At 52.9% G+C, this 16,264-nt stretch carries 19 protein-coding genes; 14 read left to right on the top strand and 5 right to left on the bottom strand.

From position 1 onward, the window contains the following. Positions 1-12 precede the first annotated feature (12 nt). Positions 13-723, top strand: a complete 711-nt coding sequence (locus VFG09_10575; protein ID HET6515594.1) for a glycosyltransferase family 2 protein — start codon at positions 13-15, stop codon at positions 721-723. Between the two features lie 2 nt (positions 724-725). Continuing rightward, positions 726-1,079, top strand: a complete 354-nt coding sequence (locus tag VFG09_10570) for a DUF2304 domain-containing protein (GenBank protein HET6515593.1) — start codon at positions 726-728, stop codon at positions 1,077-1,079. Positions 1,080-1,172: 93 nt separating this feature from the next. Here the strand turns inward: VFG09_10570 and gspG are convergent, their stop codons facing one another. After that, a complete protein-coding gene (gene gspG / locus VFG09_10565) occupies positions 1,173-1,601 on the bottom strand; it encodes a type II secretion system major pseudopilin GspG (protein ID HET6515592.1) in 429 nt (142 codons plus the stop codon). A 148-nt stretch (positions 1,602-1,749) separates the two neighbouring features. Between gspG and VFG09_10560 the strand changes: the two genes are divergently transcribed. The 4 genes from VFG09_10560 to VFG09_10545 all read left to right on the top strand — a co-directional run bounded on the left by VFG09_10560 (position 1,750) and on the right by VFG09_10545 (position 6,182). Next, positions 1,750-2,139: a phage holin family protein gene (locus VFG09_10560; protein HET6515591.1), complete on the top strand. Its 390-nt coding sequence runs from the start codon at positions 1,750-1,752 to the stop codon at positions 2,137-2,139. 205 nt (positions 2,140-2,344) lie between these two features. Next, entirely contained in the window at positions 2,345-3,853 is a 1,509-nt protein-coding gene (locus tag VFG09_10555) for an ATP-binding protein (protein HET6515590.1), read from the top strand. A gap of 1 nt (position 3,854) precedes the next feature. Next, positions 3,855-4,301, top strand: a complete 447-nt coding sequence (locus VFG09_10550; GenBank protein ID HET6515589.1) for a response regulator — start codon at positions 3,855-3,857, stop codon at positions 4,299-4,301. A gap of 99 nt (positions 4,302-4,400) precedes the next feature. Further along, positions 4,401-6,182 carry an ATP-binding protein gene (locus tag VFG09_10545; GenBank protein HET6515588.1) on the top strand — a complete coding sequence of 594 codons (1,782 nt, stop codon included), beginning with the start codon at positions 4,401-4,403 and terminating at the stop codon, positions 6,180-6,182. 112 nt (positions 6,183-6,294) lie between these two features. On the opposite strand, the gene VFG09_10540 is transcribed toward VFG09_10545, so the two are convergent. Both VFG09_10540 and VFG09_10535 read right to left on the bottom strand, forming a co-directional pair. Then, positions 6,295-6,573 (bottom strand): hypothetical protein, encoded by a 279-nt coding sequence (locus VFG09_10540; protein ID HET6515587.1) that lies wholly within the window; start codon positions 6,571-6,573, stop codon positions 6,295-6,297. After that, a complete protein-coding gene (locus tag VFG09_10535) occupies positions 6,570-7,451 on the bottom strand; it encodes a ChaN family lipoprotein (protein ID HET6515586.1) in 882 nt (293 codons plus the stop codon). Before VFG09_10535 ends, VFG09_10540 begins: the two co-directional genes overlap by 4 nt. Before the next feature lie 341 nt (positions 7,452-7,792). On the opposite strand from VFG09_10535, the gene VFG09_10530 reads away from it, so the two are divergent. The 3 genes from VFG09_10530 to pgeF are packed head-to-tail and all read left to right on the top strand — an operon-like array spanning position 7,793 to position 12,428. Beyond that, positions 7,793-10,198 (top strand): heavy metal translocating P-type ATPase, encoded by a 2,406-nt coding sequence (locus VFG09_10530; GenBank protein HET6515585.1) that lies wholly within the window; start codon positions 7,793-7,795, stop codon positions 10,196-10,198. Beyond that, entirely contained in the window at positions 10,195-11,733 is a 1,539-nt protein-coding gene (locus VFG09_10525) for an NAD(P)H-hydrate dehydratase (GenBank protein ID HET6515584.1), read from the top strand. The genes VFG09_10530 and VFG09_10525 overlap by 4 nt, the downstream gene beginning before the upstream one ends. A gap of 17 nt (positions 11,734-11,750) precedes the next feature. Then, positions 11,751-12,428, top strand: a complete 678-nt coding sequence (gene pgeF / locus VFG09_10520; GenBank protein HET6515583.1) for a peptidoglycan editing factor PgeF — start codon at positions 11,751-11,753, stop codon at positions 12,426-12,428. Positions 12,429-12,511: 83 nt separating this feature from the next. Here pgeF and VFG09_10515 read toward each other — a convergent pair whose 3' ends face one another. Beyond that, the gene (locus tag VFG09_10515; protein HET6515582.1) at positions 12,512-12,754 is read right to left on the bottom strand and encodes a pseudouridine synthase; all 243 of its coding nucleotides are present in this window, start codon (positions 12,752-12,754) and stop codon (positions 12,512-12,514) included. A gap of 97 nt (positions 12,755-12,851) precedes the next feature. On the opposite strand from VFG09_10515, the gene VFG09_10510 reads away from it, so the two are divergent. The 5 genes from VFG09_10510 (at position 12,852) to VFG09_10490 (ending at position 15,814) form a co-directional block, all read left to right on the top strand. Further along, a complete protein-coding gene (locus tag VFG09_10510; GenBank protein HET6515581.1) occupies positions 12,852-13,310 on the top strand; it encodes a CBS domain-containing protein in 459 nt (152 codons plus the stop codon). Further along, entirely contained in the window at positions 13,294-13,743 is a 450-nt protein-coding gene (gene tsaE, locus VFG09_10505) for a tRNA (adenosine(37)-N6)-threonylcarbamoyltransferase complex ATPase subunit type 1 TsaE (protein HET6515580.1), read from the top strand. Before VFG09_10510 ends, tsaE begins: the two co-directional genes overlap by 17 nt. Then, entirely contained in the window at positions 13,718-14,590 is an 873-nt protein-coding gene (locus VFG09_10500; GenBank protein ID HET6515579.1) for an NAD(+)/NADH kinase, read from the top strand. Before tsaE ends, VFG09_10500 begins: the two co-directional genes overlap by 26 nt. A 175-nt stretch (positions 14,591-14,765) precedes the next feature. Beyond that, complete coding sequence (locus VFG09_10495) at positions 14,766-15,314, top strand: uracil-DNA glycosylase (protein ID HET6515578.1); 549 nt, start codon at positions 14,766-14,768, stop codon at positions 15,312-15,314. Further along, positions 15,311-15,814, top strand: a complete 504-nt coding sequence (locus VFG09_10490) for an HIT domain-containing protein (GenBank protein ID HET6515577.1) — start codon at positions 15,311-15,313, stop codon at positions 15,812-15,814. The genes VFG09_10495 and VFG09_10490 overlap by 4 nt, the downstream gene beginning before the upstream one ends. A 51-nt stretch (positions 15,815-15,865) precedes the next feature. Here the strand turns inward: VFG09_10490 and VFG09_10485 are convergent. Continuing rightward, positions 15,866-16,264, bottom strand: a 399-nt coding sequence (locus VFG09_10485) for a lipid-binding SYLF domain-containing protein (GenBank protein ID HET6515576.1), incomplete at its 5' end; no start/stop codon positions are given.

Here is a 16,264-nt window from a genome sequence, read left to right as displayed (position 1 = left end):
ACCAAGAGGCACATGGCTAGAAAGAGACATCTCATCGTTATTCCGGCACTGAATGAAGAGAAGACCATCGGAACGGTGATCAGGAATGCGAAAGAATATGCACCGTATGCCGACATCCTCCTTATAAATGACGGCTCCACAGACAATACGGCAGCCATAGCGAGGCAGGAGGGCGTCAGGGTGATAGATCTTCCCTTCAACCTCGGCTACGGAGCAGCCCTCCAGACGGGATTCCGGTTTGCCGAACGCCATGGGTATGATTTTGTCATCACTATGGATGCTGACGGTCAGCATGTCCTCTCTTCCGTCGAAAATCTGTTGGCCGCAATGGAACATGAGGCCGCCGACGTCGTGATAGGCTCCCGCTTCCTGAAAGAAGGCTACAGGCCCGGTATACCAAGGGCGATCGGGATATGGCTCTTTTCGAAGATCGCCAAGATGTATACCGGTGCAACGATAACCGACCCCACGTCAGGGTTTCAGTTGCTCAACAGGAAGGCCTTCTCCTATCTTTCGCAGGGCGATAACTACCCCCTCGATTATCCCGATGTCAACATCATCATGGCCCTCCACAGAAAAAAGTTCAGAGTCGTCGAGGCACCGGTAATCATGGTGAAGAGCCCAGATAAGAAATCAATGCACAGCGGCCTGAGACCGGTACTCTATGTCATCAAGATGACGCTTGCCGTCATCATGGTCATGATGGGAAGGGAAAGGGAATAGGCATGTCTTTTAGTGCGAGGATCACGCTCTTTCTGCTCGGCCTGATATTCTTCCTCATTATATTCGAGATGGTCAGAAGGAAGAAGTTCAGGGAAGAGCTCTCTGTAACATGGTTTATCGTCGGCTTTGCCCTCATGGCGAGCTCCGTAGCCGACAAGATTGTGGACCCCATCGCCAGGGTTTTGGGAATCGGCTATCCCCCTGCCCTTGTCTTTGTCTGGATCATCTTCTTTCTTGTCCTGGCACTGATCTACTTTTCCTATGTGATCTCAGACCTCAAGGGGAAAGTGAAGGAGCTGAGTCAGAAGATTGCGCTGCTTGAATACGAGGTGGACAAAAATAAGGATGAAGGATGAATTATGAGGGATGAAAAACTTTCTTCATCCTTTCTTGGTCGAGCCTCTTACTCTATTCTTACCCTTCATAATTCATCCTTCATCCATTTTCGTTCATTCCCAGCTTACGACGTCCTTGTCCTCTCCGTCCCCTCCCGGCGCTCCGTCCCTGCCATAGGTAATCAAATCGTATTCCCCATGGGTGCCGGGGCATTGGTAGTGATAGGGCTTGCCCCAGGGGTCATTGGGCACGCCTTTCTTGAGATAGGGTCCCTGCCAGTTGTCGGCCCCCGGATTCGTCACTAAGGCATTCAACCCTTCCTGGGTGGTGGGATATCTTCCCGTATCGAGCCTGAACTGGTCCAGTGCCTGTCCGAAGAGCTCAATCTGGGCCTTTGCACTGCCCTGTTTCCCTTTTCCGACGCCCGAGAAGACCCTTGGACCGACGAGGGCCGCGAGAAGACCTATGATTACGAGAACGACAAGGAGTTCAATAAGGGTGAAACCTCTTTTATCCGGAAGGAGAGAGATTCTTCGTATCATCAAAACCTCCGCAGCGAAAATAAGGCCGGTCAGTGACCTGACTCATTAAACCTAACCAATAGAGGCCGGATAAGTCAATAGTAAGCGCCCATCGGCATACTCAACACGAGCAGATTCTGCTATGATTATGAGTAAAGGCTGACCGTGAATGGAATACCTGATTCTGAGAGTAATGATCAATGCCTTGTCGATCATGGCTGCGGTGAAACTTGTCGACGGCATAACATTCACCGGCGAATGGTGGAAGATGATCATCATCGGGGCGATCTTCGGACTGGTGAACTCTTTCATAAAACCCCTTGTCCAACTCCTCACATTGCCTCTTATCCTCTTCACCCTCGGACTCTTTACCCTCATCGTTAACGCCTTCATGCTGACCCTTACTGCCTGGCTGTCAGGCCCTCTGTCTCTCGGCCTTCAGATAGAGGGCTTCAGGCCTGCCTTCTGGGGGGCACTCATTGTGAGTCTTGTGAGCATGCTTTTGTCGTGTCTCATGGGGGCAAGGAAGGTGAGATTTTACCGGAACCGCGGGGAATAATCCGCCATTCCCTTCACCCGGCCCATCACTCCGGACGATAGCGGAGACACCCCATGCAAAGGACACAGAAGTTCTCTTGATGAAACTCCCTAGAAGAGGACGACGCCGAGGCATATTGCGATAATACCGCAAAAATAGTAAGATACCATATACCGCACCTATGAGAGAGAGAGAAGCTGGCGGCTAAGACTTTTGGGGGAGAAGGATGTTCGGATTTATCAGGAAACGCCTAGCCAGGACGATCCTCACCGTCTTAACTTTGAGTGTAGCCACAGTCATGGCAGTCATAATCTACCTGACGGTCTCTCACCAGACCAAGGATATGGTCAAAGAGATTGTCCTGTCCAGTGAAGAACAGGCCCGCATCATCGTTGAGAGCCTCAGATACACCATGGCAATCGGTGACAGTCCGGCAATGGAAAGGCAATTGCTGGAGATACGTGACCATGGCGGACCGGACATTTTCATCTGCGCTTATGACCAGAAGATCTCCTTTGCGACTGAAAAGGACACGGTCACGTTGCCGATGGCTGCCGTCATTCCGGACAGACCTTTTCTGGAAACTCTCGATGCCTCATTAAAGACGGGTCTCCAGCCTCCGCAGGCGTCCCAAAAGAACATTGGTGGAAAGCAGTATATCACCACGATCCATCCAGTCTTGAACAACCCACAATGTTATGGCTGTCATGGGTCAGAAAGGAAGGTCCTTGGCGGCATCATCGTAAGCAAGAACGCTGAGAAAAATTATGGGGCCATCGCGCGGTTGAGGAACAAGAATATTCTCATCAGTATCGCCGGCCTGTTCATCATAGCCATCATCATTTATATCGTCCTCTCGAAACTCATCAGCCAGCCCCTTCTGACCTTCAGGGAAAAGATAAAGGAACTGACATTGAAGATCAGGGAGGGCGATTACTCCATGAGGCTTGATGTGCGACATCCCGACGAAATCGGTGGACTCATCCTCTCGTTTAACGAGATGGCAGAGGCCCTGGAGAGAGAAAACCGTTCGCTGATGAAGGCCCATGAGGATATTGCTTATGCAAATCAGGAACTCGAGGCCTTCGCCTATTCTGTTTCCCACGACCTCAGGGCGCCCCTCAGGGGTATCGAAGGCTTCTCGAAGATACTCCTTGATGACTACTCACAGAAGATCGAAGCCCAATGCCAGCATTATCTCAACAGGATAAGGGCCAATACGTTGAAGATGTCTTCCCTTATCGATGACATGCTTACCCTATCCAAGGCCGGGAGAACAGAGCTCCAGAAAAGACCGGTCGATATTCAGGGAATCGTGAAAAATGCCCTCAATGACTTCAGACCGGAGATCGAAGCCCGGGGGATAACCATAGCTTTTGGGAATATTCCCGTTCTTGATTGTGACCAAAAATTGATGCAGGTCGCTTTATCTAACCTTATCTCGAATGCCATCAAATTCACCCGGAACGGAATGGATTCCAAAATTGAGATAGGATTCGATGACGAGAAGAAGGCAATCTTTGTGAGGGACAACGGCATCGGTTTTGACATGGAGTATCACGAGAAGATATTCGGGGTCTTCCAGAGACTTCATCTTCCCGAAGAGTATGAGGGAACCGGCATCGGTCTTGCAATTGTGAAGAGAATCGTCGAACGCCATGCCGGGAAGGTTTGGGCTGAGTCAGAGTCCGGAAAGGGAGCAACGTTTTTTATTACCATACCGTTCGGAGGCTAACATGTTGAACGAACAAGTCACCATCCTCCTCGTAGAGGATAATCCTGACGACGTGGAACTCACCGTTCGTGCACTGAAGAGAAACAATATTGCCAATCCCCTGGAAGTGCTCAGGGACGGGCAGGACGCACTCGATTATCTGTTCCATAGGGGTAAGTATGCAAACACAACCCCTGTTCTTCCCGGCCTTATTCTCCTTGACCTCAAATTGCCGAAGGTTGACGGGATAGAGATCCTCAGGAAGATCAAGGGGGACAGCGTACGCAAGGTCATTCCCGTGGTAGTCCTCACCTCCTCAAAGGAAGAGCGGGATGTGGTCGAAAGCTATAACCTTGGGGTCAACAGTTACATACGAAAGCCCGTCGATTTCGACCAGTTCGTAGAAATCGTTAAGCAGATCGGATACTATTGGCTTCTGCTCAATGAAAATCCTTCTCTGCGGCGTTAAACAAGCGATGAGACTCCTCGATAGCAGCATTTTTTTCCCGTGGTTCATCCTCATGACGGCGAACCGAAACTCAGCAATGTCTGAAATCTACGGGATGTCATGAGTTCTCTGGACCCTGCGGCGGATACGATGAATGAAGGTGTCTCAAAAAGAGAATTGTCTATCCTGAATCTTGAAGACAACCAGGACGACTTTGAACTTCTCAGGCTGAAGCTTGCCAAGGAGGGTATTCGTTGCTCGGCAGTGCGCGTCGAAACAAAGGATGCCTTCGTTTCCGCACTCGAAAAGGGCGTCTTCGATGTAATCCTCTCGGATTACTCTCTTCCTGCCTTTGACGGTCTGTCGGCGCTAAAAATCGCAAAGGAAAAATGTCCGGGATTGCCTTTCATCTTTCTTTCCGGTGCGATCGGCGAGGAGTTTGCCATCGAGACGCTCAAGATAGGCGCTACGGATTATGTGCTGAAAGACAATCTGTCCCGACTCGCACCCTCCATAGAGAGAGCGCTCAGGGAGGCCGAGGACCGGGCCGAGCGAAGACGGGCCGAGGAGGCCTTGAAACAGTCCCATGATGAACTGGAACAAAGGGTTCAGGAACGGACAGCAGAACTGACGAAGGCAAATGAATTGTTGCAGGCCGAGATCGCTGAGCGGGAGGCGGCTGAGGAAGAACGGAGGAAAATACTGCTGCAACTCCAGTCTTACGCCGATGAACTTTGGAGGCATCGCAACCGCCTTGAAGAGTTGGTTAAAGAGCGAACGGAAGAACTTATCACCCTGAACAAGGAGCTTGAACTTGAGCTCGTGGAGCGGAGGCGCGCAGAAGACGCCCTGCACCGGCGTGAACAAGAATTTAAGGCCCTCGCGGAGAACTCCCCTGATATGGTCTCTCGTTTTGATAAGGAGATGCGCTTTACCTATGTCAATCCTGCGCTGGAACGGGCAATCGACCTGCCTGCCCGGGCATTCGTCGGGAGGACAGGTAAAGAGATAGGGTTTCCGGAGAACCTTGTATCCCTCTGGAATAAGGCCTTCCAGAAGATTCTCAAGGACCGCAGGGAAACCATTATCGAGTACGAAATGGAGATGCCCTCAGGACCAGGCTATTATGAGGGTCGGATCGTGCCTGAATTCACCAAGGACGGCTCCATTGAATCGATGATCGTCGTCTCCCGCGACATAACGGCCAGAAAGAGGGTCGAGGAAGAGTTGAGGGCGTCCCATGAGCAATTGAGAAGCCTTTACGAGCACCTTGAGTCCGTAAGGGAAGAAGAACGAACCATGATCGCCCGTGAGCTTCATGACGAACTTGGCCAGACACTGACAGCCCTGAAAATGGACATCTTCTGGGTCGGCAGGAAGTGCTCGGATCATCAGGAACTTGCTGAAAAGACGCGGTCTATGTCCAATCTCGTTGATGCCACAATCCAGACGGTAAAAAGGATCTGCACGCAATTGAGGCCGAGCATACTCGACGGAATCGGCCTTGTCGCCGCCATTGAATGGCAGGCAAAGGACTTCCAGAGCCGGACGGGCATATCCTGTGACATCACCTTCAAACCCGAAGAGATCGTCCTTGACAGAGACCGTTCGACCGCCATTTTCCGTATTTTCCAGGAGGCGCTGACGAATGTGATGCGCCATGCCGAGGCAACAAAGGTCAGGGCCTCTTTTAGCCAGAGTGACGGCAAAGTGGTCCTAACGATAGAGGACAACGGCAAGGGAATTTCAGAAGAGGACATACTCAAGCCGCGGTCCTTCGGGCTCATCGGGATGCGGGAACGGGCCCGCCTCCTTGGCGGCGAGGTTGAGATCAGCGGGGTCCCCTCTGAAGGAACAGTAATTCGGATAACCATTCCCAGCGGTCAGGAGGTTCCCCTGTGACCCTTGGCATGCATCCCTCATCCTGCTGATCAAGAGAGTCGCCCTTTGGGCCTTTTTGTCCGCGTAGTCTTCAGAACGATCTGTCCTGAACCTATGCTTCGAGGTTATGGCGTCATTTCCTGATTTCACCAAGTCTGTCCAGGCAACTTTTCAAGACGACAAACATGTCGCTCGATAATGTCTCGATGATAGCCATCCTCTCGATTGCCTTCAGGAGTAGTCCGCGCAGTTCATCCTCGGTGACTGATGCTTCCATGAGTTCTAAGGTTCCTTTGACAGCAAGGATATTTTCATTCAATTCATTCGATACATCTTCGATCTTCTTCTTTCCCCCTGCCATGGTCTTCTCCCTTCTTCCTGGTGTCTGAATCCCGGTTTCTGAGAACGTCAATCCTCCTCGTAGGTCCTGGTCATCTCAGGAGGCACTACGAGAACGACGTCTCCCAGACCACGGTAATCCTCCTGGAAAGTGAGAGGGGCTCCCTCCACCGGTGAGATGATGCGAACAATGAGCCCTGGGTCTGCCTTACGCAAGTACCAGCAGATCCCGCCATAGTTTCTTGAATGGTACTCGCCATTGAAATGAAGAAAGAGGCTCTTCGGAGCCCGGTGTTTCAAGATAAAATGGGCCATGGTAGCGTCCTTCATGGCCTGGGCTGCCATGAAGTTTTCGGGCCCCGTCCCCATGCCATGGGCCATGCCCACCTCGGCCATTTCCGTGTATCCCGGCGATGACATGTCAATAACAACGGGCAGAGGGGCGATGAACCTCTTCGCCTCTTCTCCAAGACCCTCGAGGGCCTCAAGCCCTTCCCGTGCCACGAGACTCGCGTAGCGCCTGGGGATATTTGTGGCGATGAACCTGAGATTGCGGCCGAGAGCAAACTTCACGAGGGGCTCATAGTCTGTAGCGTAATTGTTCCAGACCTTCGCCTCGGTCATGAGATGATTCCGGTTGATCTTGCCCTCCAGGTATTCATCGAGCACGATCTGGTCATCGGCCTCGAACATCTCTGCCCCGAGAATGAGACATTCCCCTTTGAGTTCAAAGAGGTCCTTTGTAACCTCATACTGGAGCCAATGGACAATCGGGTTATTATGGAATTCACCGAAGAGGACTACGTCAGCCGCCGATAGGTCCCGGACCATCTCCCGGTAGAGGATTGCCTTGCCTGAGGGGGTGAACAACTGATAAGCGGGCTTGTCCTGATGCGTCACGCCTGATTGCTCCGTGGAAACCACCTCCTCTCGAATTGCTTCAGACGGCACCCGTAAATTATCCGTCGTGATATCCACCATTATACCAGATAGAAAAAACACGTGAGAGAATCTTCACCGTTGCACTATATCATGTTCGCCAAGGGCAGGAGTGGTAAGAAGCCTTGCATCGCCAGATCCTTGGAAAGTTGCCGACCACCGCTCGTTGCTCAATGAGTGATCGCACGTTCAGTGAAATCCCAGGGATAGCTCATTGCGGAATTCCATCGCATTCACAAGGCTTCGATCCATGCCTTACCGGTTTCACGCTATTGATGAAATGCCCATTCTTATTTGTCCGGTTGGTGCTGGGCTGAGATCGGAGCACCCTTTTTTGATATAATGGTCTTACCATGCAAAAGATCGACCTCCCCATATCAGGCATGACGTGCGCTGCCTGCGCCGCTGCCGTTGAAAAAGGGCTCGGTAAGATCAAAGGCGTAAAGAAGGCAACCGTTAACTTCGCTTCTGAAAAGGCGACGGTTGAACTCGAAGAACCCGTTGACCTCAATGTCATGATAACTGCCGTTGCCTCAGAAGGTTACGGCGTCGTGACCAACAGGATCGATTTTGCCGTAAAGGGGATGACCTGCGCCGCGTGTTCGGCAGCCGTCGAAAAGGCATTGAAGGGGCTCTACGGTGTACTGGACGCAGCGGTGAATCTGCCGGGCGAAAAGGCCTCCGTAGAGTATATCCCTTCTCTTGTCGACTTTCATGATTTCAAGAAGGTCGTGAGCGAGGCTGGATACTCTGCCGAGGAGATAACGGGAGATTACCTTGACAGGGAGAAGGTCCAGAGGGAAAAGGAGTTCCTCAATATCAGGAAGCGGTTCATCATCAGTGCCTGCCTTGCTCTTCCGATCATCATCGGCACCATGGTCAATATCCCCATCCTCTCTAACTGGATCGTTCTCTTCGTTCTCGCAACGCCCGTGCAGTTCTGGTCGGGGATGAGGTTTCATAGAGCTGCGTGGTCTGCCATAAGGCATAAAACAACAAACATGAACACCCTCATAACCGTCGGGACCTTTTCAGCGTATATCTACAGCGTTCTTGCCACCTTTACCCCTCAGTTCTTCAGGAGCAGCGGCGTCTCTCCCCACGTCTACTTCGACACGTCGGCAACGATCATAACGCTCATCCTCCTCGGCAGGCTCCTTGAGGCGAAGGCAAGGGGCAGGACATCGGAGGCAATCAAGAGACTCATGAGGCTCCAGCCCAGGACAGCCCTCGTGCAGCGGGAAGGGGAGGAAAAGGAGCTCCTTATAGATGAGGTTATCGTCGGAGACGTGATCATTGTGAGGCCGGGAGACCGCATGCCCGTCGACGGAGAGATCATCGAAGGGTATTCGACGGTTGACGAGGCCATGATTACCGGCGAGAGCATCCCTGTTGAGAAAATGGCGGGGGACAGGGTGTACGGAGGGAGCGTCAACACATCAGGAAGCTTCAAGATGAGGGCGATGAAGATAGGGAGAGAGAGCGCACTGGGTCAGATCATCCGTCTCGTCGAAGAAGCCCAGGGGAGCAAGGCGCCGATACAGAGGCTCGCAGATCAGGTGGCGTCGGTCTTTGTGCCGACGGTGATATCAATTGCCGTGGTCACATTCCTCGTGTGGTATCTCCTCGGTCCGAAACCCTCCTTTGCCTTGGCGCTCATGAATTTCATCGCTGTCCTGATCATAGCATGTCCCTGCGCCCTCGGTCTCGCGACGCCGACTGCCATCATGGTGGGCACAGGTAAGGGCGCTGAAAAAGGGATACTCATCAGGGATGCGGAGGCGCTGGAACTCGCCCATAAGATACAATCCATTGTCCTCGACAAGACAGGCACCATAACAAAGGGAGAGCCTGAGGTCCTGGATATCGTCGTAAAGGAAGGCCTCACGACAGAAGATGCGCTGAAGCTTGCCGCCTCTGCAGAGAGGGTCTCCGAGCACCCTCTCGGAAAGGCGATCGTGAAAAGGGCTGAGAGAGACGGGATCAGCCTTGAGGAACCGAAAAATTTCATGGCCGTGCCGGGCGGCGGAGTAAGGGCCTCTGTCAACAGTTTCACGATATTCATAGGAAATGAGAAGCTTCTCGAGAAAGAAGGGATCAGGGTATCTCCCCTGAAGGCACGGGCCGACAAGATCTTGGAAGAGGCTAGAACGCCGGTTTTTATGGCAATCAACAACGAGGCATCTGCCGTCTTTGCCCTTGCAGACACGATGAAGGCCGGTTCTGCCGAGGCGATACGAGACCTCAAGGAGATGCATATCGAGGTCTCGATGCTGACGGGCGACCAGAAGAAGACTGCTGAAGCGGTGGCAAGACTTGCCGGTGTTGACAGGGTCTTTGCTGAGGTCCTTCCTGAGCAGAAAGCCGCTATCGTTCGCTCGATCAAAAAAGAAGGCAAGGTCTCGGCCATGGTCGGCGACGGGATCAATGATGCGCCCGCCCTTGCAGAGGCTGATGTGGGCATAGCCATCGGGACCGGCACGGACATCGCCGTCGAGGCCTCCGACATAACCCTGATAAAGGGAGACCTGAGGAGCGTCGTCGAGGCGATACGCCTCAGCAGAATGACCCTGAAGACCATTAAGCAGAACCTCTTCTGGGCCTTCTTCTATAACGTGATCGGCATACCCGTTGCCGCAGGCCTCCTCTATCCCTTTGGCGGTCCGCTCCTGAATCCCATGATCGCCTCAGCAGCCATGGCATTCAGTTCCGTATCTGTTGTGAGCAATTCCCTGAGATTAAGGAGAAAGACGTTATGAAGGTCGTCACTGCAGAGGAGATGAGGGAAATAGACAGAAAGACCATCGAAAAGGTCGGCATTCCCGCCGGTGTCCTCATGGAGAGGGCGGGTTTTGCCGTTGCCTCGAAGATCAGGGACCTCTATGAGAAGAAGAAGACCATCGTCCTCTGCGGAGGCGGCAACAATGGCGGCGACGGGATCGTTGCCGCGAGAGAACTCTACAACTCGGGATGGAATGTGGCGATCCTTCTCCTCATTAAGGAAGACAAGTTGAGCCCCGACTGTCTCGCCCAGTTCAGAGTCGCGAAGAAGATGGGTATCCCTGCTGAATTCAGGACAGAGATCACGGCAAAAGACCTTCATGGGGCAGTTGTGGTGGATGCAATGCTCGGCACAGGGCTGAACAAGGACGTCGCAGGAGCGATGGCGAAGACAATCAATTTTCTCAACGCCTCAGGATCGCCCGTCGTGAGCGTTGATATCCCTTCCGGCATATCCTCAGATACCGGACAAGTAATGGGTGTTGCGGTCAAGGCCGGCCACACGGTCACCTTCGGATTGCCGAAAAGAGGTCATCTCCTTTACCCCGGTGCAGAATACACGGGAAATCTCTGTATCACGAACATCGGGTTTCCCGAAGACCTCCTCACCTCACCCGATTTAACCGTGACGCTCGTGGAGAGAGGGCTGCTGTCAGCCCTGATCCCCGACAGGCCAGCCTACTCTCACAAGGGGGATTATGGTCACGTCTTCATCGTTGCCGGGTCAAGGGGAAGAACAGGCGCTGCCCTTATGGCTGCAAAGGCCTGTTTAAGGACAGGCGCAGGGCTTGTGACGATCGGTGTTCCCGAAACCCTCATGGGTGTTTTTCAATCAAGGGTGACGGAGGAGATGACGCTCCCCCTGCCCGACAACGGCAACGGAAGCCTTTCGGCAAAATCAGCGGATGTTATAATCGGGTTTCTTTCGGAAAGTGCGGATGTCCTGAGCATCGGCCCCGGCATCGGCGTCTCCGAGGACACGGAAAAGATTATGGAGGCTGTTGTCACATCTTGCCGTGCACCTATGGTAATAGACGCTGACGGGCTGAACTCCATAGGGAATACCGGCATGTTCAGGAAGGCCCTGGCTCCTGTCATCCTCACGCCACACCCTGGCGAGATGGCAAGACTCCTGAGCAAAACCAAGACCCAGGAGCACAGAAGACGGATAGAGATGGACAGGATCCATACCGCCCTATCCTTTGCAAAAGACAGCGGCGTTACTCTTGTGCTGAAAGGAGTGCCAACGGTAATCGCCGATCCCGATGGAAGGGCATGGATCAACTCCACCGGGAATCCGGGTATGGCTACGGCAGGAACCGGGGATGTCCTGACCGGCATGATCTCTTCCTTCCTCGGACAACACCTGACCCCGCTCAACGGAGCAATCCTCGGTGTCTATCTCCACGGCCTTGCAGGCGACATCGCCGCTTCCCAGAAGGGCCGACATAGTCTCGTTGCCTCGGATATTATCGAAAGCATTCCGCAGGGCTTCAGAGATATCCTCCCTTAACCTGCTCTTCGCATCCTATGGAACAGATCATATTCCCTGACATGCCTGATCATAGAGTGAAGGCGTTCTTCACCGGAAAAAGGCCCGGAGTCGATCTCGAAAGGATATCAGAAATCTCTTCTGTCGAGAGGGGAAAAATCTATCTGCCGATGCAGAGGCACACCGACAGAGTTGTCATGGTCGATGGAGATCTTGACGCCAAGATAGGGGATGCCGTCATAACGCGGAGGAACGATATAGTCATCGGCGTTCAGGCGGCAGACTGCGTTCCGGTTCTACTTTACGACAGGGTCAACCGCGTTGCGGGGGCGGTGCATGCGGGCTGGAGGGGAACGGCAGCAGGAATACTGAAGCTCACCATCGAGGCGATGTCAGAGAGGTTCTTCTCGTCGCCGTCAAACATAACGGTAGCAATAGGCCCGGGCATCAGGTGGTGCTGCTATAACGTGGGCCATGAAGTGATCGAGGCGGTGAGGAAGGCGACAGGCGAAGGTGACTATTACAAGAACAAAGGCGATATATATTACCTAGACCTCCAGAGCTCAAATAGCTATCAGGCCTTGGGCATGGGCGTTCCCCAAGAGAATATCTGGCTGTCAGGGGAATGCACGTACTGCCTTCCCGAGAAGTATTATTCGTACCGTTTTGCCAAGGGATCGACCGGCAGACAGGGCGGATTCATCAGGCTCCTCTGATCCCCTGCCTGTTACCGGCAAGGCGGAATGCAACGTCCTTCTTACGATAGGGCAACGAAACCGTAACAGAACAGCAGAGAGCTTCACGCCTTCACGGTTCTTATTCCCTTCTCCGTATTTTGGGTCTCCTCGTTTTTCCGAAACATCTCAGGAAGCCTCGCAGCTGCTTCCCTGCTGTGGGCCAGGAGCATCAACCCCGGAACCTCGCGGTCGAGGCGATGGACAAGGAATATCTCCCGTGAAGACTTGAAAAAGAGATCTGCCTGTCGCATCAAAGAGCGGTGGTCGCCAAACATCGTGCCATGACCTATCGTACCACCCTTCATTCATCTACCATAAGCATGCTCATTTAGTGTATGATCTAGGAAAGCGGTTTCCGGGTCGTTCGTTATCACCGCCGTCAAGACGGTAAAGGAGTTTCGAATGCTGAAGGCAAAAGACATCATGACAAGGGAAGTAGTCCTTGTTTCACCGGACACAACGGTCGAGGAATTGGGAAGACTTTTCATAGAGAAGGGCATAAGCGGGGCGCCCGTGGCCGACAGCGAAGGCAGGATAGCCGGGATCATCACCGAGAATGACCTGATCAGCAAAAACAGCAGATTTCACATCCCCACGATCCTGAGACTCTTTGATGCCTTCATCCCTCTGGGCACAAGCAGACTCGAGGCAGAGATCAAGAAGATGGCGGCAACGACAGTCAGGGATGCCTGCACAAAAGAGGTTGTCACCATCAGTGAAGAGACGCCGATTGATGAAGTCGCCACGATCATGAACGACAAGAAGATCCATCTCCTCCCCGTCGTGAAAGCGGGGAAGGTCGTCGGGATTATCGGGAAGAGAGACTTTATCAAGGGTATCGCCCGTGAGGCTTCTGAGTAAGGGACCGGCGGAGACCCTCTCCTATGGCTCCAGACTCGCCCGCCACCTGAAGAAAGGAGACATCGTCTGTCTTTATGGAGACCTAGGCGCGGGCAAGACGACCTTCATAAAGGGAATTGCCCTCGGCCTGGCCATTCCGGAGAGGGATATCACGAGTGCAAGCTTCACGATCATTGCCGAGTATGAAGGGAGACTCCATAACGCTCCTGTCCCCTTTTACCACATCGATCTTTACCGGATCAGAGACGCCGCGGAATTTGAATTTATCGGGATAGAAGAATATCTTGGAAAAGATGGCATCTCTGTTGTAGAATGGGCGGAAAGGCTCGGAGATGTGGAAGATTTCCTATCGGTGAGATTTTCGATTTTGGAGGGGGATGAGCGCGAGATTCTTCTTGAGGGGATAGATGAAAAAGATTGGAATAGTCTGTAAAGCCGGCAGATCTGAACCTCTCGACATCGTGAGGAGACTCCTTCCCTGGCTCAGGGAGAGGGGAACGGACGTCTTTCTCGATGCCGAATCGGCTGAGACCATCGGCATCGACGGTTATCCGCGTGAGCGGATACCGGATCTGTCCGAGGCAATCATTGTCCTCGGCGGCGACGGCACGATGCTTTCGGTGGCGAGACTCGCATGCAAGAAGTCTGTTCCGATCCTCGGTGTGAACCTGGGCGGCCTCGGCTTCATAACAGAGATCAGTCAGAAGGAGATCTTCGATGCCCTCCACATGGTCCTCTCAGGGAAGTGCGCCGCTGAAGACCGACTCATGCTCACGGCCAGGGTCACCAGGACCGGCAAGGAGATCGAAGAATACACGGCCCTGAACGATGTTGTCATCAATAAGGGTGCCCTCGCACGGATCGTCGAGCTCGATACGTCCGTCAATGGTGTTTATGTGAACGGTTTCAGGGCTGACGGCCTCATCGTTTCTACCCCCACCGGCTCGACGGCTTATTGCCTTTCCGCAGGAGGCCCGATTCTTTATCCTACCATGGGAAGCATTATACTGATCCCGATCTGTCCCCATACGCTCTCGAATCGACCTATTGTCCTTCCCGACGATATCCGCCTCGAAATAGTCCTGAGGACCCCGATCGATGACGTTTTCCTTACCGTTGATGGTCAACAGGGAATCCCCCTAAGAAAGGATGACGTCATTGCAGTCGAGAAATCGCCGTACAAGACAAGGCTCCTCATCCCTCCCACGAGTGATTTCTTTGAAGTGTTGAGGACAAAGCTCGGTTGGGGTGTGAGGTCTCAGAATATTCGGCCCTGTTAATATGAATATAACCCGCGACATAAAGACCGTCCTTGAATACCTAGATGCCCTCGGTTTCGAGAGTCTGCCGGTGATAATAGGGCGAAAGCAAGGAGACGAAGGAAGACACGAGCGTGAAAGAGCCGCTCATCACCACATTCCAGATCTTCATGCTTCCGAGATAAAGAAGGCTGCCATGGATGCTCTCCGTGAGGAGATCGGAGATTGTCAAAGATGCGGGTTGTCAAAGGGCAGGAAGAATCTCGTTTTCGGTGAAGGCAGTCTGGATGCAGAGATCATGTTCATCGGAGAAGCCCCGGGAAGAGACGAAGACTTACAGGGAAGGCCCTTTGTCGGTGACGCAGGCAAACTCCTCACGAGGCTTATCGAAAAGATGGGCCTTCGCAGGGAAGATGTCTATATCGCGAATATTCTTAAGTCAAGGCCGCCCATGAACAGAGACCCCGAAGAAGATGAGATACGCGCATGCCTGCCCTTTCTCGAAAGACAGATAGAGATCATTGCGCCGAAGGTGATCGTATCACTCGGCAGGATATCAGCACATTCCCTCCTCAACACCAGGACCCCGATAACAAAATTGAGAGGAACCTTCTACGATTACAAGGGCATACCCGTCATGTCGACGTTCCACCCGGCATACCTTCTCAGGAATCCAAAGGACAAATGGCTCGTCTGGGAAGACGCCCAAAAAGTCCTCGATCTCTTAAGAAGGGAAAAGAGATGATACAGCCGATGTGGGCGCCATGGAGGCTCGAATATATCCTCTCGAAAAAGGGTCCGGAATGCATCTTTTGCGAAAAGCCGAAGGAGGAGAGAGACAGAGAAAACCTCATTCTCTTCAGAGGCAGCCTTGGTTACGTCATCATGAACCTCTATCCTTACAACAACGGACACCTCATGGTGGTGCCCTATCGCCATGTCTTTTCGCTCACCGAACTGGCCAGCGATGAGCTCCTCGAGTTAATGAAGCTGGTCCAGCATTCCATCAGCTCTCTGAAAGCGGTTTTCAGACCCGAAGGTTTTAATATCGGTGTTAACATAGGGAAAGTCGCAGGCGCCGGCATAGAAGAACATCTCCACTTCCATAGCATTCCCCGGTGGGTCGGCGATACCCACTTCATGGCTGCTCTGACCGAGGTGAGGGTTATCCCCGAACACGTTCTCAGCAGCTACGACAGACTCTTCCCCGTTTTCAATAAGGAGAAAGACGTCGAACAGGTCTGAATCAGCCATGGCCCCCCGCTTCGCATTGAGGAAAGTATGAGAGACACCGCTTCAGTCCTTTTTCTCCTGAGCTGTTTTCTTGAGCGCTTCGCGAAGTTCTGTGGACTTGGGATTGCTCACAGCGTTTTTTATGAGGATGTCTTCAGGGGTGACGCGCTGCCCGTAATATGCGTCATTCATGCTGTCTCCCGTATCCACAACGGCTCCTTCGATGGAAGCACCGAGATACGCCCCTTTGGCCCTCGCAAAAGAGATGATGTCGGCAATAATGCCTTTCGCACCTGCCCCGGCGCCGGTCGGACCGATGGCCGCAGAAACATCCCCTCCGATGTTCACCCCTGTCTTGAGCAGCGCATTCACAGCGTTATTGGACATAACAAGCATCACGATCTCTGCAGCAGAGGCGCCGATCTGAAGTCCAAAACTGACAGAGCCGATGGTGTAAAAGGC

The organism is Thermodesulfovibrionales bacterium (assembly GCA_035686305.1).
Lineage (GTDB): Bacteria > Nitrospirota > Thermodesulfovibrionia > Thermodesulfovibrionales > UBA9159 > DASRZP01.
The sequence above is the reverse complement of the archived record's forward strand: the minus strand, read 5'-3'. Positions and strand labels throughout refer to the sequence as shown.

Bases quoted from the DNA above. Each gene is read 5' to 3' on its own strand.
- VFG09_10510 (HET6515581.1), top strand. From the start codon at position 12,852: ATGCTGAAGGCAAAAGACATCATGACAAGGGAAGTAGTCCTTGTTTCA.
- VFG09_10495 (HET6515578.1), top strand. From the start codon at position 14,766: ATGGATGCTCTCCGTGAGGAGATCGGAGATTGTCAAAGATGCGGGTTG.
- VFG09_10550 (HET6515589.1), top strand. From the start codon at position 3,855: ATGTTGAACGAACAAGTCACCATCCTCCTCGTAGAGGATAATCCTGAC.
- VFG09_10500 (HET6515579.1), top strand. From the start codon at position 13,718: ATGAAAAAGATTGGAATAGTCTGTAAAGCCGGCAGATCTGAACCTCTC.
- VFG09_10560 (HET6515591.1), top strand. From the start codon at position 1,750: ATGGAATACCTGATTCTGAGAGTAATGATCAATGCCTTGTCGATCATG.
- VFG09_10575 (HET6515594.1), top strand. From the start codon at position 13: ATGGCTAGAAAGAGACATCTCATCGTTATTCCGGCACTGAATGAAGAG.
- pgeF (HET6515583.1), top strand. From the start codon at position 11,751: ATGGAACAGATCATATTCCCTGACATGCCTGATCATAGAGTGAAGGCG.
- gspG (HET6515592.1), bottom strand. From the start codon at position 1,601: ATGATACGAAGAATCTCTCTCCTTCCGGATAAAAGAGGTTTCACCCTT.
- VFG09_10490 (HET6515577.1), top strand. From the start codon at position 15,311: ATGATACAGCCGATGTGGGCGCCATGGAGGCTCGAATATATCCTCTCG.
- VFG09_10545 (HET6515588.1), top strand. From the start codon at position 4,401: ATGAGTTCTCTGGACCCTGCGGCGGATACGATGAATGAAGGTGTCTCA.
- VFG09_10570 (HET6515593.1), top strand. From the start codon at position 726: ATGTCTTTTAGTGCGAGGATCACGCTCTTTCTGCTCGGCCTGATATTC.
- VFG09_10515 (HET6515582.1), bottom strand. From the start codon at position 12,754: ATGAAGGGTGGTACGATAGGTCATGGCACGATGTTTGGCGACCACCGC.
- VFG09_10525 (HET6515584.1), top strand. From the start codon at position 10,195: ATGAAGGTCGTCACTGCAGAGGAGATGAGGGAAATAGACAGAAAGACC.
- VFG09_10555 (HET6515590.1), top strand. From the start codon at position 2,345: ATGTTCGGATTTATCAGGAAACGCCTAGCCAGGACGATCCTCACCGTC.
- VFG09_10530 (HET6515585.1), top strand. From the start codon at position 7,793: ATGCAAAAGATCGACCTCCCCATATCAGGCATGACGTGCGCTGCCTGC.